Source organism: Bordetella sp. MIP270_01_BMS (assembly GCF_054958705.1).
This window is the reverse complement of the sequence record NZ_CM143297.1, coordinates 2192468-2215650: the sequence shown is the minus strand read 5'-3', so window position 1 is coordinate 2215650 and position 23183 is coordinate 2192468. Positions and strand designations below refer to the sequence as shown.

At 65.7% G+C, this 23183-nt stretch carries 18 protein-coding genes and 1 pseudogene; 13 read left to right on the top strand and 6 right to left on the bottom strand.

What is annotated here, in order from left to right; translation table 11 throughout:
• Positions 1 to 191 precede the first annotated feature (191 nt).
• On the bottom strand, positions 192 to 3698 hold the full coding sequence (locus ACV17W_RS10365; protein WP_462596331.1) for an indolepyruvate ferredoxin oxidoreductase family protein: 3507 nt from the start codon (positions 3696 to 3698) through the stop codon (positions 192 to 194).
• Between the two features lie 118 nt (positions 3699 to 3816).
• Between ACV17W_RS10365 and ACV17W_RS10360 the strand changes: the two genes are divergently transcribed.
• From ACV17W_RS10360 to ACV17W_RS10350, 3 genes are all read left to right on the top strand, one after another.
• Entirely contained in the window at positions 3817 to 4278 is a 462-nt protein-coding gene (locus tag ACV17W_RS10360; RefSeq protein ID WP_462596330.1) for an Lrp/AsnC family transcriptional regulator, read from the top strand.
• 219 nt (positions 4279 to 4497) lie between these two features.
• Positions 4498 to 5013, top strand: coding sequence for a hypothetical protein (locus tag ACV17W_RS10355; RefSeq protein ID WP_462596329.1), 516 nt, complete (start codon positions 4498 to 4500; stop codon positions 5011 to 5013).
• 10 nt (positions 5014 to 5023) lie between these two features.
• On the top strand, positions 5024 to 6220 hold the full coding sequence (locus ACV17W_RS10350; protein ID WP_462596328.1) for an MFS transporter: 1197 nt from the start codon (positions 5024 to 5026) through the stop codon (positions 6218 to 6220).
• 113 nt (positions 6221 to 6333) lie between these two features.
• Here the strand turns inward: ACV17W_RS10350 and gltX are convergent.
• Positions 6334 to 7735, bottom strand: a pseudogene (gene gltX, locus ACV17W_RS10345) (glutamate--tRNA ligase).
• Between the two features lie 121 nt (positions 7736 to 7856).
• Here gltX and ACV17W_RS10340 point away from each other — a divergent pair.
• The gene (locus tag ACV17W_RS10340) at positions 7857 to 10310 is read left to right on the top strand and encodes a bifunctional acetate--CoA ligase family protein/GNAT family N-acetyltransferase (RefSeq protein WP_462596327.1); all 2454 of its coding nucleotides are present in this window, start codon (positions 7857 to 7859) and stop codon (positions 10308 to 10310) included.
• Between the two features lie 160 nt (positions 10311 to 10470).
• On the opposite strand, the gene ACV17W_RS10335 is transcribed toward ACV17W_RS10340, so the two are convergent.
• Positions 10471 to 11151, bottom strand: coding sequence for an alpha/beta hydrolase (locus tag ACV17W_RS10335; protein WP_462596326.1), 681 nt, complete (start codon positions 11149 to 11151; stop codon positions 10471 to 10473).
• Positions 11152 to 11191: 40 nt separating this feature from the next.
• Positions 11192 to 11740, bottom strand: a complete 549-nt coding sequence (gene yjgA / locus ACV17W_RS10330) for a ribosome biogenesis factor YjgA (protein WP_462596325.1) — start codon at positions 11738 to 11740, stop codon at positions 11192 to 11194.
• 57 nt (positions 11741 to 11797) lie between these two features.
• Between yjgA and pmbA the strand changes: the two genes are divergently transcribed.
• The 7 genes from pmbA (at position 11798) to erpA (ending at position 18080) form a co-directional block, all read left to right on the top strand.
• The gene (gene pmbA, locus ACV17W_RS10325) at positions 11798 to 13165 is read left to right on the top strand and encodes a metalloprotease PmbA (protein ID WP_462596324.1); all 1368 of its coding nucleotides are present in this window, start codon (positions 11798 to 11800) and stop codon (positions 13163 to 13165) included.
• Between the two features lie 103 nt (positions 13166 to 13268).
• Positions 13269 to 14366 carry a TRAP transporter substrate-binding protein gene (locus ACV17W_RS10320; RefSeq protein WP_462596323.1) on the top strand — a complete coding sequence of 366 codons (1098 nt, stop codon included), beginning with the start codon at positions 13269 to 13271 and terminating at the stop codon, positions 14364 to 14366.
• 456 nt (positions 14367 to 14822) lie between these two features.
• Complete coding sequence (rplM, locus tag ACV17W_RS10315) at positions 14823 to 15251, top strand: 50S ribosomal protein L13 (RefSeq protein ID WP_209157852.1); 429 nt, start codon at positions 14823 to 14825, stop codon at positions 15249 to 15251.
• 9 nt (positions 15252 to 15260) lie between these two features.
• On the top strand, positions 15261 to 15653 hold the full coding sequence (gene rpsI / locus ACV17W_RS10310) for a 30S ribosomal protein S9 (protein ID WP_462596322.1): 393 nt from the start codon (positions 15261 to 15263) through the stop codon (positions 15651 to 15653).
• Positions 15654 to 15764: 111 nt separating this feature from the next.
• Positions 15765 to 16829 carry an N-acetyl-gamma-glutamyl-phosphate reductase gene (argC, locus tag ACV17W_RS10305; protein WP_462596321.1) on the top strand — a complete coding sequence of 355 codons (1065 nt, stop codon included), beginning with the start codon at positions 15765 to 15767 and terminating at the stop codon, positions 16827 to 16829.
• A gap of 45 nt (positions 16830 to 16874) precedes the next feature.
• On the top strand, positions 16875 to 17624 hold the full coding sequence (locus tag ACV17W_RS10300; RefSeq protein ID WP_462596320.1) for a DUF6776 family protein: 750 nt from the start codon (positions 16875 to 16877) through the stop codon (positions 17622 to 17624).
• An 87-nt stretch (positions 17625 to 17711) separates the two neighbouring features.
• Complete coding sequence (gene erpA, locus ACV17W_RS10295) at positions 17712 to 18080, top strand: iron-sulfur cluster insertion protein ErpA (RefSeq protein WP_462596319.1); 369 nt, start codon at positions 17712 to 17714, stop codon at positions 18078 to 18080.
• A gap of 270 nt (positions 18081 to 18350) precedes the next feature.
• Here the strand turns inward: erpA and ACV17W_RS10290 are convergent, their stop codons facing one another.
• Positions 18351 to 19487, bottom strand: coding sequence for an anhydro-N-acetylmuramic acid kinase (locus ACV17W_RS10290; protein ID WP_462596318.1), 1137 nt, complete (start codon positions 19485 to 19487; stop codon positions 18351 to 18353).
• Positions 19488 to 19503: 16 nt separating this feature from the next.
• The gene (locus ACV17W_RS10285) at positions 19504 to 20919 is read right to left on the bottom strand and encodes a peptidoglycan DD-metalloendopeptidase family protein (protein WP_462596317.1); all 1416 of its coding nucleotides are present in this window, start codon (positions 20917 to 20919) and stop codon (positions 19504 to 19506) included.
• Between the two features lie 274 nt (positions 20920 to 21193).
• On the opposite strand from ACV17W_RS10285, the gene tyrS reads away from it, so the two are divergent.
• Both tyrS and ACV17W_RS10275 read left to right on the top strand, forming a co-directional pair.
• The gene (tyrS, locus tag ACV17W_RS10280) at positions 21194 to 22423 is read left to right on the top strand and encodes a tyrosine--tRNA ligase (RefSeq protein ID WP_462596316.1); all 1230 of its coding nucleotides are present in this window, start codon (positions 21194 to 21196) and stop codon (positions 22421 to 22423) included.
• A 30-nt stretch (positions 22424 to 22453) separates the two neighbouring features.
• Positions 22454 to 23107 carry a YbhB/YbcL family Raf kinase inhibitor-like protein gene (locus ACV17W_RS10275; RefSeq protein ID WP_462596315.1) on the top strand — a complete coding sequence of 218 codons (654 nt, stop codon included), beginning with the start codon at positions 22454 to 22456 and terminating at the stop codon, positions 23105 to 23107.
• Positions 23108 to 23183 lie beyond the last annotated feature (76 nt).

Here is a 23183-nt window from a genome sequence, read left to right as displayed (position 1 = left end):
AGGCGGAACTGAATCCGACTGATCTTACGACCACTACATATAGTGTAACACCCCTCGCAGCATACAAATTCTAGTGATCAAGGGGATTGTGAACAAGGATAACTCGCCGTGAGTTCCCCTATTAATTGTTTTTGAATGTAACGAGCTGGCCGATGTGGCATGCGGCGTAGTGGTCGCTATCAGGGGCGGTTTTATGCGGTTTTGCGCGCTGAAATCGTCTGAGAGGCCGGCGTAGTGTAGTCGCGCAGCGCCCGGCGCAGTTCGTCCTGGTAGCGCGCTACGCTGGCGAGCTTGACGTGCCCAAAACCCCGCACCTTCTCGGGCAGCGCGGCGATGGCAGCCGCCTGGCCGATATTGCCGGCGTGCAGGTGCGCGAGCAGCGTATGCACGGTGCCGCGATATTCTTCGATAAGCGCTCGCTCGAGGCGGCGTTCGGCAGTGCGCCCGAAGGGATCCAGCCAGGTTCCGCGCAGGCCCTTCAGGCCGGCCAGTACTCGCATGGCGGGCAGCAGCGCCGGACCCAGCGTGACTTTGCGCGGGACGCCGGTGCGGGCATCCCGCCGGGCAAGAAAAGGCGGCGCCATGTGAAAGCGCAACGAATAATCACCTTCGAACTGGGCTTGCAGTTGCTGGTGGAACGTCGCATCAGTGAACAGTCGGGCCACCTCGTACTCGTCTTTATACGCCATGAGCTTGAACAGGCTGCGGGCAACGGCCATGGCCAGCCGCGGATTGCGGGCGTCCGGGGCCAGTTCGCGTTCGCGCTGCGCCACGCGCTCCACCAGCTGACGATAGCGGTCTGCATAGGCGGCGTTCTGGTAGGCCGTCAGGTCGCGCACCCGGCGCGCCACGGCATGCTCGAAAGATTCCGGCACCTGCAGCTGCACCACTTGCGCGGCGGGCTTCATCGCGGTGTCGAGCACTTGCGGGCGGTGCGCCGCCAGGCGTCCCGCTTCGAAAGCGTCGCGATTGGCCTGCACAGCAACCCCGTTCAGCTCGATTGCCCGCGTGAGCGCAGTGTGCGACAGAGGAACGGCGCCGCGCTGCCAGGCGTGGCCCAGCATGAACATGTTGGACAGGATGCTGTCGCCGAACAACGCCTGCGCCGCACGGTGCGCGTCCAGCGCGGCGGTGCAGGAGTCGCCGGCCGCATGGCGGATCTTCGCCAGCAGCGATTCGGGACGCATGGCCGCATCCGGGTTGCGCGTGAATTCGGAAACCGGTGCGACGTAGGCGTTGACCGTTACCTGCGTATGGCCGCGGCGCAAGGCGCCGAGCGCGTCCGGGGCCACCGCGGCCACGGGGTCGCACAGAATGGCCGCGTCGGCCTGCTGCCAGTCGAGCCGCACGGGTCCGTCGGCGGCGTGGGCGGGTGCCAGCCGGATATGGCTGACCACTGTGCCGCCTTTCTGGGCCAGCCCTGTCAGGTCCAGTACCGCCGCCGACAGGCCTTGCAGGTGAGCCGCCATCGATACGATGGCGCCGACCGTAATGACGCCGGTGCCGCCCATGCCGGCCACCAGCATGCGATACGGCTGGTCGAAGGTGCGCACAGGGGGCATGGGCACGGTGTGCAAATGTTCTCGCCATGCCGAGGCCGGGCCCGCGCCCGATGCGCGTTTGCGCAGCGCGCCGCCCTCTACCGATACGAAGCTGGGGCAGAACCCCTCCGCGCACGCATAATCTTTATTGCAGCTGGACTGGTCGATGGCGCGCTTGCGCCCGTACGGCGTTTCCAGGGGCACGATCGACAGGCAGTTCGATTGCACTCCGCAATCTCCACAGCCTTCGCAGACAGCGCTGTTGATGAACAGGCGGCGCGGCGGATCAGGAAACTGCTGCTTCTTGCGGCGGCGCCGCTTTTCGGCGGCGCAGGTCTGGTCATGGATGAGCACGGTCACGCCGCGCGTTTCTCGCAGTTGCCGCTGCAGCGCGTCGAGTTCTCGGCGATGGTGCACGGTGACGCCGTCCGGCAGCCGCACCTCGTCGTATTTTTGGGGTTCGTCGGTAGTGATGACGATGCGGGCCACGTTTTCCCCCCGCAACTGCTGGCAGATCTGCGGCACCGAGATCGGGCCATCGACGGGCTGCCCCCCCGTCATGGCCACGGCATCGTTGAACAGTATTTTGTAGGTGATATTGGCCCGTGCCGCCACGGCCTGCCGGATGGCCAGGTATCCCGAGTGGTAATACGTGCCTTCGCCCATGTTCTGGAACACGTGCGGCATCTCTATATAGCGGGACAGGCCGACCCAATCGGCGCCTTCACCGCCCATCTGGGTCAGCCCTCCGGTCTCGCGATCCATCCATGCCGCCATATAGTGGCAGCCTACCCCGGCCAGCGCCTGGCTGCCCTCGGGCACCTTGGTGGAGCTGTTGTGCGGACAGCCCGAACAGAAGTAGGGGCGACGGCGCATGCCATCGGCATCGTTGGATAGCGGCGCCGGGCAAGTCAGCGTGTCAGGGTCCGCCGCCACCCGCAGGCCCGCGCTGCGCGCCAGCCAGGAAGCCAGCGGCGCCGCCAGCAGCGACGGCCGCAGCTGCCCGGTCGATGCAATCAGTGTTTCTCCGTCCAGCCCGGTCTTGCCCACCACCGTGGGGCGCCGCGGCAGGTTGTACAGCAGGTCCTTGATCTGGCTTTCAACGACGCCGCCTTTTTCTTCTATGACCATCACATGGTCAAGTCCGCGCGCGAAGTCCAGTACGCGCGCGGCATCCAGCGGCCAGGTCAGGCCGGGCTTATAGACGCGTACCGGCGTATGGGCAGCGTGCGGGTCGATTCCCAGCCGGGTCAGGGCCTCCAGCGTATCGAGATGGGCTTTGCCTACCGTCACCAGGCCTACCGTGGCGTGCGGCGCCGGGCACACCAGGCGGTCGATCGAATGGCGGCGAGCGAATGCGCGCACCGCGCGCAGCCGGGCCTGCATGCGCAGTTCGATCGCGGGGGTCAGGAAATCCCGTGCCGTGTATTCCAGCGCCTCGGCGGGCAAGTCGGGGTCATGCGGCATTTCAAAATGCGCCGCCGGAGCGGGCATGCAGGCCTGACCCGTCTCCACAGTTTCCGAAATGGCCTTGAACGCCACCCACGCGCCGCTATAGCGGGACAGCGCCCATCCCCATAGCGCAAACGCCTCGTATTCGGCGACGGAGGCCGGGTGCACGATGGGCATCTGCCATCCGATCAGCGACGCTTCGCTCGCATGGGGAATCGACGAGGACACCGCCGTATGATCGTCTCCCACCACGACCAGCACGCCGCCATGGCGCGACGCGCCGGCGGCGTGGCCATGATGCAGCGCGTCGCCCGCGCGGTCCACGCCCGGGCCCTTGCCGTACCACAGCGCAAACACGCCGTCGACTTTGCGGTCGGCGCGCACGCCCGCCTGCTGTGTGCCCATCACCGCGGTGGCGGCCAGGTCCTCGTTGATGCCGGGTATGAAGGTGATCCGGTGCGCATCCAGCTCGGCACTGGCCTTCCACATGGCCATGTCCACGCCGCCGAGCGGCGAGCCGCGATATCCAGACACGAACCCCGCCGTATTCAGGCCGCGCTGGCGATCCAGGCGCGCCTGGGTCAGCATCATGCGCACCAGCGCCTGCGTGCCGGTCAGAAAGATTCGGCCTTGCGTGCGGGTCAGGTTGTCCTGCAACCGATAGTCCAGATCCAGGCCCGGCTCGGGCGCGGGGGTGCCGTCCATACTGGCGCTCCTATTGTCTCCAGTCATGATAGTTGCGCCCGCCAGGGGAATCTTTGCGTTATTGGGTCGTGTAATCCCTATAATTTGAAATGAACATTTCGTTTGGCAGGAAATAGCGATGGACAAGACCGATATCGGCATTCTGCGCGCGCTGCAGATCGACGGCCGCGCCTCGGCCCAACAGCTGTCCGAACAGGTGGGCCTGTCCGCGGCGCCGGTGTGGCGGCGGGTCAAGGCGCTCGAGGCAGCGGGCGTCATCACGGGCTACAGCGCCCAGGTCGACCGCACCAAGGTCGGTTTGCAGGGCTGCATGTTCGCGCAAATCAGCCTGGAACGGCATTCGGCCAGCACGGTCGAGAATTTCGAACGTTCCGTGCGCGATGCGCCCGAAATACTCGAGTGCTACGCCGTGACGGGCGACTCCGACTTCTTGCTGAAAATTCTGGTGGAAAGCCCGGAGGCCTACGACCGCTTCCTGCACCGGTTCTTGTTCAACCTGCCGGGGATCCGGCAAACGCGCACCATTGTGGCGCTGCGCGAGCTCAAGCACGATGTGCGGCTGCCCCTGGACGCCGCGTGAACCGGCGGCGTGGCGGCCAATCCGTCTTTTCTCGCTCGATTGCGGCACACATGCAGGCTTGCCTGTCGCGGCCGGGCCGCGCAGTGTTGCACTTACACACCAACTGCCGGGTTGTGTGATTGCATCGTCGCTGCGCCATCATTAGAGTCGCACCTGCACGCGCACATGCCAACCTGAGTGCTTGTCGCGCGACTGGCGCGAGTGGTTTCGAGGATGTTCATGAATATTCAGTTGTGGTTTCGCCGCTGCGCCGCCGTAAGCGTGGCGTTGGTTCTGGCGGGTTGTGCGGCGCGCAAGACGCCCGAGGCCCCGGCAGCCGGGCTACCGGCGCCGGCAGCGCCGCCTGCGATGGTGTGCCAGCCTGCCGAATCGGGCAGCCGTCTGGCGGGCGTGTGGCTGTCGAATACTCGTCCGCGCGGCGTGGCCGGCGAATTCAGCGCGCTGATCGCGCTGGCCGCCGATGGATCGATGAACTACACCACCCAGCTCAAGATCGGCAAGCGCATACGCCCCGGCCTGCGCGAATCGGGCTGCTGGCAGCTGGCCGACGGCATTCTCACGCTGCATACCGTACGATCCAACGGCGAGCCCGTGGATGCCACCGATCCCATCTATCAGAACCGCTATCGGCTTGAAAAAATCGACGGCAACCGGCTCTCGCTGCGGGAGTTGCGGAATGGGGGGCAGGTAATCACCGCGCGGCGCATGCCCGCCGGCTATCGCCTGCCCGACTGACGGCCCGCCGATGCCGCCCGCCAGTTCACACAACCGTGCCATCGTATTGCTCGCGCTGGCCGCATTCGTCAGCGCCTGCGCGTTTCGCATCTGCGATCCCATGCTGCCCCGGCTGGCCACGGAATTCGGCACTTCTACCGGCCAGGCTGCCGCAACGGTCACGGCGTTCGCGGTAGCCTACGGGCTGCTGCAGATGTTCTTCGGCCCGGTGGGCGACCGCTATGGCAAGTACCGCATGGTTGCGGTTGCCACCTTCGCTTGCGCCATCGGCAGCGCGGGTGCGGTGATGGCCACTTCGCTGGACATGCTGGTGCTGTGCCGCGCCCTGTCGGGCGCGGCAGGGGCGGGCATCGTACCCCTGGCCATGGCCTGGATCGGCGACAACGTGCCCTACGAGCAAAGGCAGGCCACGCTGGCGCGTTTTCTTACCGGAACGATTCTTGGCATGGCGGCCGGGCAACTGGTGGGCGGCTGGTTCACCGATACGATTGGCTGGCGCTGGGCGTTCGCCACCATGGTGGCCGGCTATCTGGCGGTAGGCCTGCTGCTATGGCGCGAAGTGCGACGCCAGGCGACGCACTTGCCCGCGCCGGCCAGTGCGGCGCCTCGGCAGGGCTTCAGCGCGCAGGCGCGCACGGTGCTCAGCGTGCCCTGGGCGCGCGTGGTGCTGGCCATTGTATTTGTCGAGGCATTGCTTGTATTCGGCGCGCTGGCCTTCGTGCCGGCCTATCTGCACACGCGATTCGGGCTTACGCTGACGGCGGCTGGCGCCGTGGCGTCGGTATACGCGTTGGGCGGCCTGCTCTATACGGTGGTGGCCGCGCCGGTGTTGCGCCGGCTCGGCGAACGAGGGTTGGCCATTGCCGGCGGCCTGATGCTCAGCAGCGCGTTCCTGGGCTATCTGCTGGGGCCGGGCTGGATGTGGGCGATGGCTGCCAGCATGGCTGCCGGCCTGGGCTACTACCTGTTGCACGCCACCTTGCAGACCCATGCCACCCAGATGGTGCCCAGCGCGCGCGGTACGGCGGTGGCCTGGTTCGCCTCGTCGCTCTTCCTGGGGCAGGCGGTGGGCGTGGCGCTGGCCGGCGTCGTGGTGGATGCGGCCGGCGCAGCGGTATTGTTCGGTACAGCGGCTCTCTTGCTGCCGGTGGTGGGCTTCGGCTTCGCATGGGCCTTGCGCCGCCGGCTGCGGGCGTCCGTGGCCTAGCCTGCGGGGGCGGCCGGCGCGCGACGGGCCGGCAGGGCACTGCAGCGAGGGCCTGCCTGGCTCGGCGCCGGATGCCGCCGCCGGTCCAGCGTCCGCGCCTGACGGCGCATCCGTTATATCGCGCCCAGCCGTTGCAGGACCGCGTCTTTGCCTATCAGTGCCAAGACGGCGTCCACCGCGGGCGTCTGGGTCTGGCCCACGACCGCCACGCGCAAGGGGATCGCCAACTGCGGCATCTTGAGTCCGCGATCGGCCAGCACCGCCTTGATCAAGGCGGAAACGGCTTCGCGCGACCAGTCGGATCCTTGGGCGCGCTGCGCAAAATCAGCCAGCGCCTCGCGAGCCGCCGGCGTCAGGTGCTGCTCGGCCAATTCCGCCGGAGCGGGCTGGTACGGTTTGCAGAACAGCAGTGCCGCATCGGCCAGTTGTTCCAGCGTTTCAGCGCGATCTTTCAGCAGACCCATGGCAGTGGGCAGGTCCACGGCGTCCGGATTGCCGCCGCGCCGCTCGATGCGCGGTGACACGCGTGACGCCAGTTCGGCGTTGTCCATCTGCTTGATGTAGTGGGCGTTCACCCAATTCAGCTTTTTGGGGTCCCACTGCGAGGCCGACTTCGACAAGTGGCGCGTGTCGAACCATTGCACCAGCTGATCGCGCGTGAACAGTTCGTCGTCGCCGTGGCTCCAGCCCAGCCGCGCCAGGTAATTCACCATGGCCTCGGGAAGATAGCCTTGCGCGTCGTATTCCATGACGTTGACCGCCCCGTGCCGCTTGGACAGTTTTTCGCCATCCGGGCCCAGAATCATCGGCACGTGGCCGTATTCAGGCAGGGTCGCGCCCAGCGCGCGCAGGATGTTGATCTGGCGCGGCGTGTTGTTGACATGGTCATCGCCGCGCAACACATGCGTGATGCCCATGTCCCAGTCGTCGACAACGACACAGAAGTTGTAGGTGGGCGTGCCGTCGGGGCGGGCGATGATCAGGTCATCGAGCTCGGAATTGTCGAAGCTGATGGGACCCTTGACCATGTCGTTCCAGCCCGTGGCGCCTTCCTGCGGATTCTTGAAGCGCACCACCGGTTGGCGGCCTTCCGGCACGGGCGGCAGGGTCTTGCCGGGCTCGGGCCGCCAGGTGCCGTCGTAGCGCGGCTTCAGTCCGCGGGCGCGGGCGGCCTCGCGCATCGCCTCGACTTCCTCGGGCGAGCTGTAGCAATGGTAGGCGGTGCCATCGCGCAGCATCTGGGCGATGACCTCGCGATAACGGTCCATGCGCTGCATCTGGTAGAACGGCCCTTCGTCGGGCTGCATGCCCAGCCAGTCCATGCTGTCCAGGATGGCCTGTACCGCTTCGGGCGTGGAGCGCTCGACATCGGTGTCTTCGATGCGCAGCACGAACACGCCCTGATGATGGCGGGCGTAGGCCCACGCAAACAGCGGTGCGTGCGCCGCCCAAATGCAGGAAGCCGGTGGGCGAAGGCGCGAAGCGGGTACGGATGGTGGCGGGAGTGGCAGTCATAAAGGCAGTAAAGGCCGCGGCAAGCCGCGCAGGATAGCGGGAAAGCACCGCGAACCGTCATGGCGGCCGGGTGCGGGTCTTGTTACGATGGGTCTATTTTAGAGTAGCGCCCGACCTCCCCATGCTGCGACACGCTCTTGCTCCGTTATTCGAGCCCCGATCGCTGCTCATCGTGGCCGATAGGCCCCTGCCGGTGGCCGAGGCCCTGCCCGCCGCGTTGCGGTCTCGCACCACGCGCATCGACGCGGCGACGGGCGTGGCCCCTGATTTCCCCGCGGCATGCCAGGGGCTGTCCCATGGCCAGCGGCCCGACCTTGCCATCGTATGCGTGTCGCCTGCCGTCCTGCCCGAGACGCTCCGCCGCCTTGCGCCGTTGCGGCCTCACGCCGCCATCGTTCTGCCGCACGAATTGCCCGATCCCTATCCCGGGGGCACTTTGGCCTTGTGCCGCGCATGGGCGCATGAAAACCAGTGTGCGCTGCTGGGGCCGCGGGCCTTTGGCGCGCAACGGCCGCACGCCGGCTTGAACCTCAGCCAGCATCCTGCGCTGGCGCGCGCCGGCCGCGTGGCGCTGGTGGCGCAATCACGGTCCATCACGGCCGCCGTCATGGACTGGGCCGAGGATGTGCACATCGGCTTTTCCACGGCGGTGTCGCTCGGCGATGAGGCGGCGGTCGACCTGGCGCAGGTGCTCGACTACCTGGCGAGCGACCCTCGTACCGACAGCATCGTGCTCTATCTCGAAGAGCCCGGCACGGCGCGAGAATTCATGAGCGCGTTGCGCGCGGCGGCCAGCGTCAAACCGGTCATCGTGCTCAAGGCGGGCCGCGATGGTGAGCCCGGCAGCGACGCCACGCTCGATGCCGCGCTGCGCCGCGCGGGGGCCGTGCGCGTGCGGTATTTTGTTCAGTTGTTCTCGGCCGTCAAAGTGCTGGGCTATGCGCGCCGCCCTAGAGGCAGACGCGTGGCGCTGTTGTCCAACGGCAGCGGCCCGCCCCAGCTTGCGCTGGATCTCATCGGCCCGGACGCCGCGGTCCTGAAGGCCGAACTCACCCCCGCCACGCGGCGCGCGCTGTCAGAACAGCTCGAGCCCGACGCCTCCACGCACAATCCTGTCATCACCTACCTGCCGCTCACGGCTGCGCGCATCCAGTCGACGCTCGACTGCCTGATCAACGACAGCGGCGTCGACGGCGTGTTGGTGCTGCTGGCGCCCGACGCACTGGCCGACATGACGGGCGTGGCGCGCCAGCTCGCCCAGATTGCCCCCAAGGCATCCAAGCCGGTAGTCACCTGCTTCATGGGCGACGCCGGCATGCGGCCCCTGCGCCGGATGCTCGACGACGCCGGTACCCCCGCGTTCCGCACGCCCGAATCCGCCGCCGATGCCTTTGGCGTGCTCGCCACGCATTACTACAACCAGCAACTGCTGCTGCAGGCGCTGCCCCCCGAGCCGCCCAACCGGCTGCCCGACATCGCCGCGGCACGCGGCATACTCGAAAAGGCGCGGGGCCAGGGCCGGCTGGACCTCTCTGCGACCGAATGCCGCGACCTGCTCCAGGTATTCGAGGTCCCCCTGCGCGATGTGCCGCCCGGTGTGCTGCCTGGCGAGCCCGAATCGCGGCCCATGGCCATCCGCGTGCGCCGCGATCCGCGCTTCGGGCCCGTCATACAGTTCGGTGCGGGCGGGCCCGATGCCGTGCTGGCCAGCGGCACCGATCGAGGTATGGATCTTCCCCCGCTCAATGGCTTCCTGGCGCGCCAGTTGATCGAACGCAGCCGCGCCTGGCGCCGCGTGCTGGCCCCGCAGATCACGGGCGCCGCCACCGAGGCCGTGCAGCAGGCATTGGTGCAGGTGTCAGAGCTGGTGTCCGAACTGCCCGACATCGAATCGCTCGACATCGACCCGCTCTACGCTGGTGAAACTCAACTTCGCGCGGGCGGGCTGCGCATCACGCTGTGTGCCCAGCCGGGGTGTGCGACGCCCCGGGCCAGCGGCTATCCGCACATGGCCATCCATCCGTATCCGTCGCGGCTGGTGCGAACCCGTCAATTCGACGATGGCACCGAATGGGTCATCCGCCCCATACGCCCCGAAGACGGACAGACGCTTCAGGAATTCATCCGGGGCTTGTCCGAACAGTCGCGCTACATGCGCTTCGTGTCGATGATGCGCGAACTGACGCCGCGCATGGTGGCGCGCTATACGCAGATCGACTACCACCGCGAACTGGCGCTGGTGGCGACAACCCAGGTGCCCAATCCCCTGAACCGGGGCCACCCGCGCGAGGTCATCATTGGCTTCGCTCACTACCTGCGCAACGCAGACGGCCGGGGCGCCGAGTACGCATTGGTGATCGGCGACGATTGGCAGCGGCGCCGGCTCGGCGGCCAACTGATGGAAGCCCTCATCGACGCCGCGCGCGAGCAGGGGCTCGAATACATCGACGGACTGGTGCTGGCGAGCAATCGCCCCATGCTCACGCTCATGACGCGGCTGGGCTTCACTAATGACCCGGATGCCGAAGACCCCACCATGCGGCGGGTGTGGCTGCCGCTGGCGGGCCAGGGTTAGCGGCCGCCGGCTCATGGCACGGGCTGGGCGGGGTCCGGTCGGGACGTCTCTGCGGCAAAGCCGGCCGGGGGCAGGTCCCAGACCGCTGAAAGGCGCGGGTTGCGCCGATGCCCCCGGCATGGCGGACGGGCGGGCGCGGCGGACCACGCCGTGCGCGCCCTCAGGCCGTCAGCACTTCCCGCAAGAATGCGGCGATGTCGGAAATTTCCGGTGCGCACACCGAATGCGGCATTGGGTAGGTGTGCCAGCGAACGTCGTGGCCCAGGGCCTGTAGCTGCTCACGCGACGCTTCCGCACGCGCCAGAGCCACCACGGGATCGTGGGTGCCGTGCGCCAGGAATATGGGCGTGGCTGCGTTGGCGGCCTGGCGCTCTGCGGCAGCCAGGTCGATCAACGGCAGATATCCCGACAGGCCGATCATGCCGGCCAGTTTTTCCGGCAAGCGCAGGCCCGTGTGCAGGGTCATGGCGCATCCCTGAGAGAATCCGGCCAACACAATGCGTGAGGTGGGAATGCCGCGGGCGTTTTCGCGCTCGATCAGCGCACGCACCGCCGCTTCCGACTGCCGGATGCCGGCGGCGTCTTCCTGGCGCACCAGGTCAGTGACAAGAATGTCATACCACGAGCGCATGGCCATGCCACCATTGATGGTCACAGGCTGGACGGGTGCGTGCGGAAACACGAAGCGCACCGCGGGCTGGCTGCCCAGGCCCAGTTCCGGCACGATGGGCGCAAAGTCGTTGCCATCGGCGCCCAGCCCGTGCAACCAGATGACGGCGTGCGTGGGATTGGGGGCGGTTTCGATCTCGATGCCGTCGAGCAGGGCGGAATGGGTGCTCATGTCGGGAACTGGAAAATAAGCGGTAGGAAGAAAAAGGAGCTCAGGCGGCCAGCGCCTTCAGTGCCTGGAAGAGCGCGCGATAGTGCTTGCGCTGCGGGTCCTGGCCCGGCTGCAGGGCGGCATTGTGCTGCGCCTCTTTGCGCGCAGCGCGGATGGTTGCCCGCAATTGCTGTACGTCGGCGCCAGGGTAGGTGTTGAGCAGCTCGGTCAGCGCCTCGTCATCGACCAGCAGCCGGTCGCGCAGGGCTTCCAGCCGGTGCATGGCGGCCGTTTCTTCGCGCGAGCCGTTCTGCCAGGCGTCGAGCTGGGCCCGAATTTCGTCGGCCGGCGCGTCGCGCATCAGCTTGCCCACGAAGTGGGTCTGCCTGCGCAGCCCTTCGCGGCTGGTGGTCCGTTGCGCCAGCCGTATGGCTTCATAGAGCCGTTCGGCCAGCGGCAACTGCTTCAGACGGTCGGCCGGCAGCTCGATGAGCTGCTTGCCCAGGTCGAGCAGGGCGTGCATTTCGCGCTTGATCTGCGATTTGCTGGGGCGGTCGTAGCCGTTGTCGTCAACATCGGCCTCGGCCGGATCAGGAATAGGGGAAGTCATGGGAACAGCGTGGACACAGACTTGGCTATGATAACCGTCTCTGTACATTGGACTGCAATGGTCAATACTCCCGCCTCCTCACTTCCGCTGGCCGCCAACCACGCGCGCTTCAGCGAATTAGTCGAACAAGTCCTTGCGCATGCGCGCCGTATCGGCGCCAGCGACGCCGTCGCCGAGGTGTCCGAAAGCCTTGGTCTGTCGGTATCCGTGCGAAAAAACGACATCGAGACCGTCGAACAAACCCGCGACCGCTCCCTGGATCTGACTGTCTACGCCGGCAACAGCCGCGGTTCCGCCTCGACTTCGGATTTTTCCGAGGCTGCGCTGAAGCAGACCGTCGAGGCAGCCTGGCACATCGCCCGCCATACCGCGGCCGATCCTGCCGCCGGGCTACCCGACGCCGACCAGCTGGCTACCGATATCCCCGACCTGGCGCTGCACTACGCCTGGCCGGTCAGCACCGAGCAGGCGGCCGAGCTCGCGTTGCGCGCCGAACGGGCCGCCCGTGCGGTCGATGGCCGCATTACCAATACGGATGGCGCAACGGTCGGTACGTACGAAGGCCAGTTTGTCATGGGCAATACGCGCGGCTTCCTGGGCGGGTACCCCTATTCCCGGCACAGCCTTTCGGTGGCGCCCATCGCCGGGCGCGGCAACCATATGCAGCGCGACTATTGGTATACATCCGATCGCGACCCGGCTCGCCTGGCCGAACCCGAAGCGGTGGGCCGATACGCAGCCGAACGCACGCTCTCGCGATTGTCCGCCCGTCGCATACGCACCGGGAAATTTCCAGTGCTGTTCGAGGCGCCGCTGGCCCTGGGCCTGCTGGGCGCCCTGACGCAGGCCACCAGCGGGGGCGCGCTGTACCGCAAGGCCAGCTTCCTGGTCGACGCCCTGGGCAAGCCGATCTTCCCCGAGCACATCGACGTAACCGAAGATCCTCACGTGCCTGGGGCCATGGGCAGTTCGCCGTTTGACGACGAAGGCGTGCGCACCCAGGCCCGCAGCGTGGTCTCCGGCGGCGTGCTCGAAGGCTATTTTCTGTCGTGCTACACCGCGCGCAAGCTGGGCATGGTCACCACGGGCAACGCGGGCGGGTCGCACAACCTGACGCTGGCATCCCGTCTCACCAGCCCCGACGATGATTTCGAGGCCATGCTGCGCAAGCTGGGAACGGGCTTTCTGGTCACCGAGCTCATCGGCCAGGGCGTCAATTACGTCACCGGCGACTATTCGCGCGGAGCGTTCGGCTATTGGGTCGAAAACGGACAAATCCAGCATGCCGTGCAGGAAGTCACCATCGCGGGCAATCTGGCCGACATGTTCCGCCAGATCGTCGCCGTGGGGGCCGACACGATCGCCCGCGGTACCAAGCGGACCGGTTCCATCCTGATCGAGCAGATGGCGATTGCAGGGGCCTGATTTACAGCGTAATCACCATAGAGCGGACTTTTAACAACGTGTAATATCCGCCAGGTATCGCCAGCGATATCCCATACCGAGTTGCCACGAGGAGCCAACCAATATGCAACGTCGTTCCTTTCTGAAAAAAGCCGGCCTGGGCGCCGTCGCGGGTAGCGCCGCGGTTGCCGCGCCGGTCTTCGCCCAAGATGCCCCCACGCTGAACTGGCGCATGGCGTCCAGCTTTCCCCGCAGCCTCGATACGCTGTATGGCACCGGTGAAATCTTCTGCAAGTTCGTCAACGAAGCCACGGGCGGCAAATTCAATATCCGCCACTTTCCGGGCGGCGAAATCGTTCCGGCGCTGCAGGTCATGGACGCGGTGTCCAACAATACGATCGAATGCGGCCACACGGTTTCCTACTACTACTATGGCAAGAACCCCGCGTTCTGCTTCGACGCAGCGGTGCCTTTCGGCCTGAACGCCCGCCAGATGAATGCCTGGATGTTCGACGGCGATGGCATGAAGCTGACGCGCGAGATGTTCGCGCCGCACAAGATCATCAATTTCCCCATGGGCAACACGGGCGTCCAGATGGGCGGGTGGTACCGCAAGGAAATCAAGTCGGTTGACGACTTGAAGGGCCTGAAGATGCGTACGGCCGGCTTCGCAGGCGAAGTGCTGTCGCGCCTTGGCGTCGTGCCCCAGCAGCTCGCCGGCGGCGACGTGTACCCGTCGCTCGAAAAAGGCACGCTCGACGCGGTAGAGTTCGTCGGCCCGTACGACGATGAAAAGCTGGGCTTCAACAAGGTGGCCAAGTATTACTACTACCCGGGCTGGTGGGAAGGCGGCCCGCAGGTGTCGCTGTACCTGAACGAAGGCGCCTGGAGCGGGCTGCCGAAGTCGTACCAGGCCATTGTCGAAGCTGCCAGCCGAGTCGCCCATGTGGCCATGACGTCGCGCTACGACGCGGTCAACCCCGGCGCGCTCCGCAAGCTGATTGCAGCGGGCGCCGAGCTGCGGCCGTTCCCCCGTTCGGTGATGGACGCTTCATATGCCGCGGCCCAGACCGTGTACAAAGAGTTTTCGGACAAAGATCCGAAGTTCAAGGCGCTGTACGACAACTACATGGGCTTCCGTGACAGCGTGGTGCCTTGGTTCCGCCTGGCGGAAGGCTCGTACGACCAATACCTTGGCGTGGCAATGACCGCCAACAAGTAACTGGCGGCGGCCTGCCGGGTCGGGCAGGCCGATAGTCGGTGAGCGGGGCGGGCGATATGCTCGCCCCGTTTTCATTTTCGTCGTCGTTTTCATGGCCGGCCAGGCGTGCAGGCCGACCCGGGTTTTGTATCCAGGCGGTTCGTGTTCCGGGCAGGCGGGGCGGAGCACATGCGCCGGGCTCAGGCGCATCCAGGCGCCCTTGGCTGCTGCCGCGGGCTGCCCCCGCCCAACGCGCCGCCCCGCCTGCCGGAGCCCGAACGGCGATTCGGGTCACCATTGCCCTGCCCAATATTTGAGCAGTCGTGCTAGAATAGTCAGCTTTCCCTTATTCCGGTTCACAGCACGGGCGGGTAATAACGCTTAGGCCAGCGGCGGATATCTCCAAAGCACACCGAATTCAGGGAAAAACTCTTGTCTGGCTTTTCGGGCAAGAAAAATTTTCTACTAGGAACCATCATGAAGACCTTTGTGGCCAAGCCGCATGAAGTCCAGCGTGACTGGTTTGTGATCGACGCCAAGGGCAAAGTCCTCGGTCGTGTGGCCAGCGAAGTCGCACGCCGTCTGCGCGGTAAGCACAAACCCGAATTCACGCCGCACGTTGACACTGGCGATTACATCGTCATCATCAACGCCGCTGATATCGTCGTAACGGGTAACAAGGCGCAAGACAAGAAGTACTTCCGCCACACCACCTACCCCGGCGGCATCCGTGAAACGAACTTCGAGAAAATGCAGCAGCGTTTTCCCGGCCGCGCCATCCAGAAGGCTGTCAAGGGCATGCTGCCCAAGGGTCCGCTGGGCTACGCCATGATCAAGAAACTCAAGGTGTACGCCGGTGCCGAGCACCCGCACACCGCTCAGCAGCCCAAGCCGCTGGATATCTAAGGAAACGCCATGATCGGTAACTGGAACTACGGAACCGGCCGTCGCAAAACCTCGGTGGCTCGTGTTTTCATCAAGAAAGGGTCGGGCAAGATCATCGTCAACGGCAAGCCTGTCGACGAATTCTTCGCTCGCGAAACTGGCCGCATGATCGTGCGCCAGCCGCTGGAACTCACCGGCCACCTCGAATCGTTCGACATCAAGGTCAACGTTCACGGTGGCGGCGAAACCGGCCAGGCTGGTGCCGTGCGCCACGGCATCACCCGCGCCCTGATCGACTACGACGCGGCGCTCAAGCCCGCGCTGTCGCAGGCCGGCTTTGTCACTCGCGATGCCCGTGAAGTCGAACGTAAGAAGGTCGGCTTCCGCAAGGCCCGTCGGCGCAAGCAGTTCAGCAAGCGCTAATGTCCTGCAAAAAGGCCGCGAAAGCGGCCTTTTTGTTTACGGGCGGGTCTTCTCATCAAGACGCCGCGCGCTAGCGATACAATTATTTTTCGTCCCACGGAAGCACCCACTATGGCCCACGCATCGAATTCCCGCATCAAGGTCGGCATTGTCGGCGGCACCGGCTATACCGGCGTCGAACTGCTGCGCCTGCTCTCGCAGCATCCGCACGTAGAGCTCACCGCCATCACGTCCCGCAAAGAAGACGGCATGCCGGTCGCTGACATGTATCCCAATCTGCGTGGGCGCGTGAAGCTGGCATTTTCCACCCCCGAAAAGGCCAACCTGGCCGACTGCGACGTGGTGTTCTTCGCCACCCCGCATGGCGTGGCCATGGCGCAAGCCCAGGAGCTGCTGGCCGCGGGCACCCGCATCATCGATCTGGCCGCCGATTTCCGCCTGCAGGACACGGTCGCGTTCGAACGCTGGTACAAAATGCCCCACTCGTGCCCCGACGTGCTGGCCGAATCGGCGTATGGCCTGGTCGAGTTGAACCGCGAGGCCGTGTCCAAGGCGCGCGTCGTCGGCAATCCGGGCTGCTACCCCACCACGGTGCTGCTCGGCCTTGCGCCCGTGCTTGAAAATGGTGCGACGCTGGTCGACACCCACACGCTCATCGCCGATTGCAAGTCGGGTGTATCGGGGGCGGGCCGCAAGGCTGAAGTGGGCTCCTTGTTCTCCGAAGCCAGCGACAACTTCAAGGCGTACGGCGTGGCGGGTCACCGCCACCATCCGGAAATCACGGAACAGCTGGAAAAGCTGGCGGGTGGCAAGGTGGGCCTGACTTTCGTGCCGCACCTGGTACCCATGATACGCGGCATGTATTCGACGCTGTACGCGCGCATCCGCCCCGAAGCCATGGACACGGACTTCCAGGCGCTTTATGAAAAGCGCTATGCCGACGAGCCGTTTGTCGACGTCATGCCTGCCGGCAGCCTGCCCGAAACCCGCTCGGTGCGCGCTTCGAACAACTTGCGCATCGCGGTGCATCGTCCCGAAGGCGCTGGCTTGCTGGTCGTGCTGGTCGTGCAAGACAACCTGGTCAAAGGCGCGTCGGGCCAGGCCGTGCAGAACATGAATCTGATGTTCGGTCTGCCGGAAGCCGCCGGGCTGGATCAAGTTGCCATCCTTCCCTGACGCAGGCCCTGCCGGCTCGGGCTCGAGGCCGGCCTGGAGGTTGTGATGCCGCTTCCCGCCGAACCCGCGGTTTCCGCGGGCAAGCGCTCGTTATGGCGGTGGCTGGCCCCGCTGTGCACGCTGCTTCTGGGCGCCGCATTGGGCGTGGCCGGCGGCTACGAATATGCACGGCACTCGGTCGTGGCTGGCGAGGCCGTGGTCATTACCCCCGGGCAGATGGCTGCTCAGGATGCCGCGTTGCGGCAAAGCCAGGCGGAAACCCGCTTCCTGCGTGCCCAGCTCGACACGGCCGACGGTGAAATCGCCGTGGAGCGGGCCGCCCGCAAAGAGCTGGAAAGCCAGCTGCGCGCATCGCAAGCCGAGCTGGGCCGCGTCCGCGATCGGCTGGCGTTTTTCGAGCAGTTGCTGCCGCCGGGCCCGGAAGGTGCCGTCGACATTCGCGGCGCAGAAATCCTGCGGGAAGGGCGGGGGCTGAAGTACCGCGTGCTGCTGATGCGCAGCGGCCGAAACGACACGCCCTTCACCGGGATGCTGCGTTTTCAGGCTGCAGGGGTGCTAAAGGGCGAGACAGTCTCTGTCGACCTGGTCCCCATGCAGCTCAGGGCCGATACGCCGGCCGATCCTGGTGCGGTGCCCGCAGCAGGCGGCGGGCCGCTGGCCCTGCATTTCGACCAGTACCAACGCAGCGAAGGGGTGCTGGAATTGCCCGAGGGATTTGTCCCCGAAACGGTGACGATCAGCGTGCTGGAAGGCAGCACTGTTCGCGCCTCGCGCAACCTGACGCTGGAATTTTGATCCGCGCCCCGTCTGCGCTATAGTCAAACCATAGATGGCGGCGTTGCCGCCTGCCCGATACGGCCGTTCGCGGCCAGGAGTTCTACCATGAATGCAGTCACCGAAACTGTCGACCTTCAGGCGCCCCCGTCGCCGCTGGTCTTCACCGATTCCGCCGCCGCCAAGGTCAAGGACCTGCTGGTCGAAGAAGGCAACCCCGAACTCAAGCTCCGCGTGTTTGTGCAAGGCGGGGGCTGCTCGGGTTTCCAGTATGGCTTCACCTTCGATGAAGCCGTCAACGATGACGACACCGTGCTCGACAAGAACGGTGTGCAGCTGCTGGTCGATCCGATGAGCTTCCAGTATTTGGTTGGCGCCGAAATCGACTACAAAGAAGACCTTGAAGGCGCGCAGTTCGTCATTCGCAACCCTAACGCCAGCACCACCTGCGGCTGCGGCTCGTCGTTCTCGGTGTAATGTCGGCCGCCTCGCATGCCTGCGTCAGCGGGTATGCGTGCGCTGAATAAATCCGCGTGCGCGCTGCCATTCACCGGCAGCGCCGTTGAGGCCTGGTCCCAGGCGCGGCCGCAGGGCCGCGCTTTCACCCACTGCCCGTCGAACCCATTACTGCCTCTTCGAAGGCATTGCTGCCCGACTCCCGCGCGGCGCAGGGCTCTCGACATAAACTGCCTTTCCGCCGTTTGGCTGGCCGCCGAGCGCATTGCGCGGCGCTCACGCTGCCACGGATCACGCCGGATAGAGCGCGCCCAGCACACGTGGCCCGCTTGCGCCGGTGACAGCGGGCACGCCGGCCGGTGTCCTGTCAAGAAACGACTGCGCCAGCCAGGCGAAGGCGAGCGCCTCGACCCATTGCGCCGGTACGCCTTCGGCGTCTGTGGGGCGTGTCGGCCGCCGCAGGCACACGCTCAACTCGCTCATCAAGCCCGCGTTGCGCGCGCCCCCGCCACAAACCAGCACATCTTGCGTGCCGGGTGCGGCGTGCTCGAGCGCGTCAGCCACGGTGCAGGCCGTGAAGCGTTGCAGTGTGGCCTGTATGTCTGCAGGCGCAACCGGCGGACCCTGATAGCTTTGCAGGCGTTGATCCAGCCAGTCCGCGTGGAACAGATCACGGCCGGTGGATTTGGGCGGCGGCATCGCAAGCCAGGGTTCGCTGGCCAGCAGGTGGTCGAGCAAGCCCTGTTCAACCGTGCCCGTGGCCGCCCAGGCGCCTCCATCGTCATATGCCCGGCCGGTGTGACGCTGGCACCAGAGATCGAGCAGCACGTTGGCAGGCCCGGTGTCGAACCCGCGCGGCGGTTTACCCGGCGACAGCAAGGTCAGGTTGGCTATGCCTCCCAGATTCAGCACGGCCCGGTCGTGTGCGGCCTGGAACACCGCCGCGTGGAACGGCGGCACCAGGGGCGCGCCTTGGCCACCGGCTGCTACATCACGGCTGCGGAAGTCGGCCACCACGTCGATGCCCGTCAATTCGGCAAGCAGCGCCGGCGCGTTCAATTGCACGGTATAGCCGAGGTCGGGCCGGTGGCGCACGGTTTGCCCATGCGCGCCTATCGCGCTGATGGCGCTGGCTTGCAGGCTGGCCTGGTCGAGCAGCGATTGCACGGTGTCGGCATACAGCTGCGCCAGCGACCGCGAGGCCATCGACGCGCGGTGCAGCTCATCGGCGCCGCTGTGGTTAAGCGCCAGGAACTCATCGCGCAACTGGCCGGGCATGGGCAGCGCGGCAGTCGCCAGGACTTGCGGGGCCTGCTCGCCGCCCAGACGTACCAATACGCCATCGGCGCCATCCATGCTGGTGCCTGACATCAGCCCAATGAAAAGGCGGCCAGGCAAAGACGCATGCCGGCCGCCGGTCGGTGCCATTCGAGTTCGGCTCGTATCAGCGGCTAGCCACGTTGGTCGTGGCTTCGGGCAGCGTCTGCTGGAATTCGGTCAGCAGGGCGATCTGCTGCTTGTAAGGCAGCACGGCGGCCTTGAACTTGGCAGCCTCGGCGGCTTCGAGCGGACGCGACACCGGAAGATCGGCAGCCAGCGGATTGACCGGCCGGTTGTCGATGCGGAATTCGTAGTGCAGGTGGGGCCCGGTGGCCCAGCCGGTGGATCCTACGTAGCCGATCAGCTGGCCCTGCGCGACCTTGGTGCCCTTCTTGATGCCGGGCGCGATGCGGCTCTGGTGCGCATACACCGTGGAATATTTGCCGAAGTGTTCGATGATGACCACGTTGCCATAGCCGCGCTGATGCCCGGCGAACGACACGGTGCCGTCGGCGGTGGAGTGGATGGGGGTTCCGGTTGGGGCGGCATAGTCGACGCCCTTGTGGCCCATCCAGGTGTTGTGCACCGGGTGCATGCGCATGCCGAAGGTCGAGCTGATGCGCGAGAACTTCAGGGCGGTACGCAGGAACGCGCCTCGCAGGCTTGACCCTTCGAAGTCGTAGTAACTGCCGGATTTGCCGTCGGGGCTGAACCAGACCGCATTGTGGGTCTTGCCGTCGTTGACGAATTCCAACGCCAGCACGCGGCCCGCGCCGGCGTAGCGGCCCTGGTGCGAGCGCACTTCATATACCACGCGGAACTGGTCGCCACGGCGCAGGTCGCGCAGGAAGTCGATCTTCGAGCTCAGGATGTCGGCCATCTGCATGGTGACCGAATCGGGAATGCCGGCGGCGTCGGTCGCGCCGAACAGCGACGACCGGATGGTGCCGACCGCCACGCGGGTCTGGCTTTCGGTGCTATCGCTGATTTCGCGGGCGACGTAAGATTCGTCAGATGGCGTGACCAGCAGCATCTTGGTCGTGACCTGGCCGTTGCTTTCATCCCCTGGGGTATGCACGTACCGCAGCCACACCAGCTTGCCATCGGCATCGGTGGCGGCCTGTACCGAGCGGCCCGGATAAAGCTTGTAGATGCTGCGGGCGCTCGGCGCCTGGGTCAGGAAACGCTGCAGGCCGGGGGCGTCGATATCCAGGCGCTGCAGTACAGCGGCCAGGGTATCGCCGGGCCGGATGCGGGTTTCGCTGATGAAAGGCGCCTCACTTTCGGTGCTGCTGAGGCTGACCTGGCTGGGTTCGAGCTGCAGCACGCTTTGCACCTGCCGCATGGGCGGCAGTTCGGCGCGATCGGGCTGCTGCACCATGCCCAGCGCGGCGGCGCCGGCGAACAGGCCGATGGCGGTGACCAATAGCGTGCGGCGTATCAGGCCGGGGCGGTGGGACGAAGAGGACGCTGAACGGGGGGCGAACAGGGCGGCTATTGTATTGCGGGCGCCGGCCGGGCTGTTTGAGCCTCGATTCATCGTGCGGGACCTTTCAGGTGGCGTTGCAGCCCAGGATGCGCGCGCGGGATGCAGGTCGGCCTTGGCGTGCCGGAAGGCGCGCGCCGGGTATGCGTTCCTGCGACGCATCGGGTGAACAACGGGTATGTAACGAAGACAGCGACTGTAACGACGACAGTTGCGTATGATTAGGGCCGTATCCTAGCTGATTCGGATAGAATTTTCGACCGACTTTCGCCTATTTCTGGCAGTTTTTACACCTTTTTTGCGCAGCCCCGCCCTGTTTCCCCCTGATATGTCCCAAATCGAAGCCCCTATCACTCCTGAAGTCGAGGCCGATCTGCGTGTGGCCAAGCGCGGCTGCGACGAGCTGCTGGTCGAATCCGAGTTCGCCCGCAAGCTCGCCAAGAGCCGCGCCACCGGCGTGCCGTTGCGCATCAAGCTGGGGCTCGATCCCACCGCGCCCGATATCCATCTGGGCCATACGGTGGTGCTGAACAAAATGCGGCAGCTGCAAGACCTGGGCCATAACGTCATCTTCCTGATCGGCGACTTCACCTCGATGATCGGCGACCCCAGCGGCCGCAACTCCACGCGTCCGCCGCTCACGCGCGAGCAGATCGAGGCCAACGCCAAGACCTACTACGCGCAGGCGAGCCTGGTGCTCGACCCGGCGCGCACCGAGATCCGCTACAACTCCGAATGGAGCGACCCGCTGGGCGCACGCGGCCTGATCCAGCTCGCCTCGCGCTATACCGTGGCGCGCATGATGGAGCGCGAAGACTTCACCAAGCGCTTCAAGGGCGGGATACCCATTGCGGTGCACGAATTCCTGTACCCGTTGATGCAGGGCTACGACTCGGTGGCCCTGAAATCCGACCTAGAACTGGGCGGCACCGACCAGAAATTCAACTTGCTCGTGGGCCGCGAGCTGCAGAAAGAATATGGGCAGGCGCCGCAATGCGTGCTGACCATGCCCCTGCTCGAAGGCACGGACGGCGTCGAGAAAATGTCCAAGTCCAAGGGCAATTACATCGGCATCTCTGAAACTCCCGAGTCCATGTTCGGCAAGCTGATGTCCATCTCCGACACGCTGATGTGGCGGTATTTTGAACTGCTGTCGTTCCGTTCGCTCGAAGACATTGCCGCCCTGAAAGCAGGCATCGACGCCGGCGCCAATCCGCGCGATGCCAAGGTGGCGCTTGCCCAGGAAATCGTTGCGCGTTTCCATACGCCCCAGGCGGCCGACGCGGCACTGGCAGCCTTCCAGGCGCGCTTTCGCGACGGAGCCATGCCCGACGACATGCCCGAAGTCAATGTGGCCGGCGCGCCGCTGGGCATCCTGAAGGTGTTGCGCGAGGCTGGCCTGGTGGCCTCGGGCGCCGAGGCGCAGCGCAATGTCGAGCAGGGCGGTGTGCGCGTCAATGGCGATCGCGTCGAAGACAAATCGTTGCAATTACAGGCCGGCACCTATGTGCTGCAGGTGGGCAAGCGCAAGTTTGCTCGTGTTAATTTGGCAGGGTAGGAAGCGCCTACGTTTTCGCAGGAGCACGACATGAATCTCTCGAGTCTTTCTTTTTCCGATAACGAATCGATTCCCGATCGCTACGCTTTCGGCAAGATCGACCCGCAGTCGCACGTGGCGCTCGCGGAAAACCTCAACCCGCAGTTCTCCTGGGACGACGTGCCCGACGGCACGCTGTCGTTCGCCCTGATCTGCCACGATCCCGACGTGCCGTCCAAGCCCGATGACGTCAACCAGGAAGGCCGCATCGTGCCGGCCGACCTGCCGCGCGTCGACTTCTTTCACTGGGTGCTCATCGACCTGCCGGCCGACAAGCGGGACATCGAAGAAGGCTTCTATTCCAGTGGCATCACGCCGCGCGGCAAGGGCGGGCCGCTGGCCCCGGGCGAAGCGCGCCAGGGCATCAACGACTACACCGCCTGGTTCGCCTCCGACCGCGACATGAGCGGCGACTACTTCGGCTATGACGGCCCGTGCCCGCCCTGGAACGACGCACTGCCGCACCGCTATGTGTTCACGCTTTACGCGCTCGACGTGCCGCGCCTCGATGTGCAGGGCTCGTTCAACGGCAACGATGTTCTGCAGGCCATGCAGGGCCATGTGCTGGCCCAGGCCAGCCTGACCGGCATCTACACGCTGAACCCCGAGCTCGCTCCCAAGCAGATCGGCGCCACTTCGGCCTGACCCGGCCGCCAGGGCGGGCAGCACTGTACGAAAGGTGCCCGTCCGCCTGCCGCCCCGGCTCCCGCCGCGCCCCATG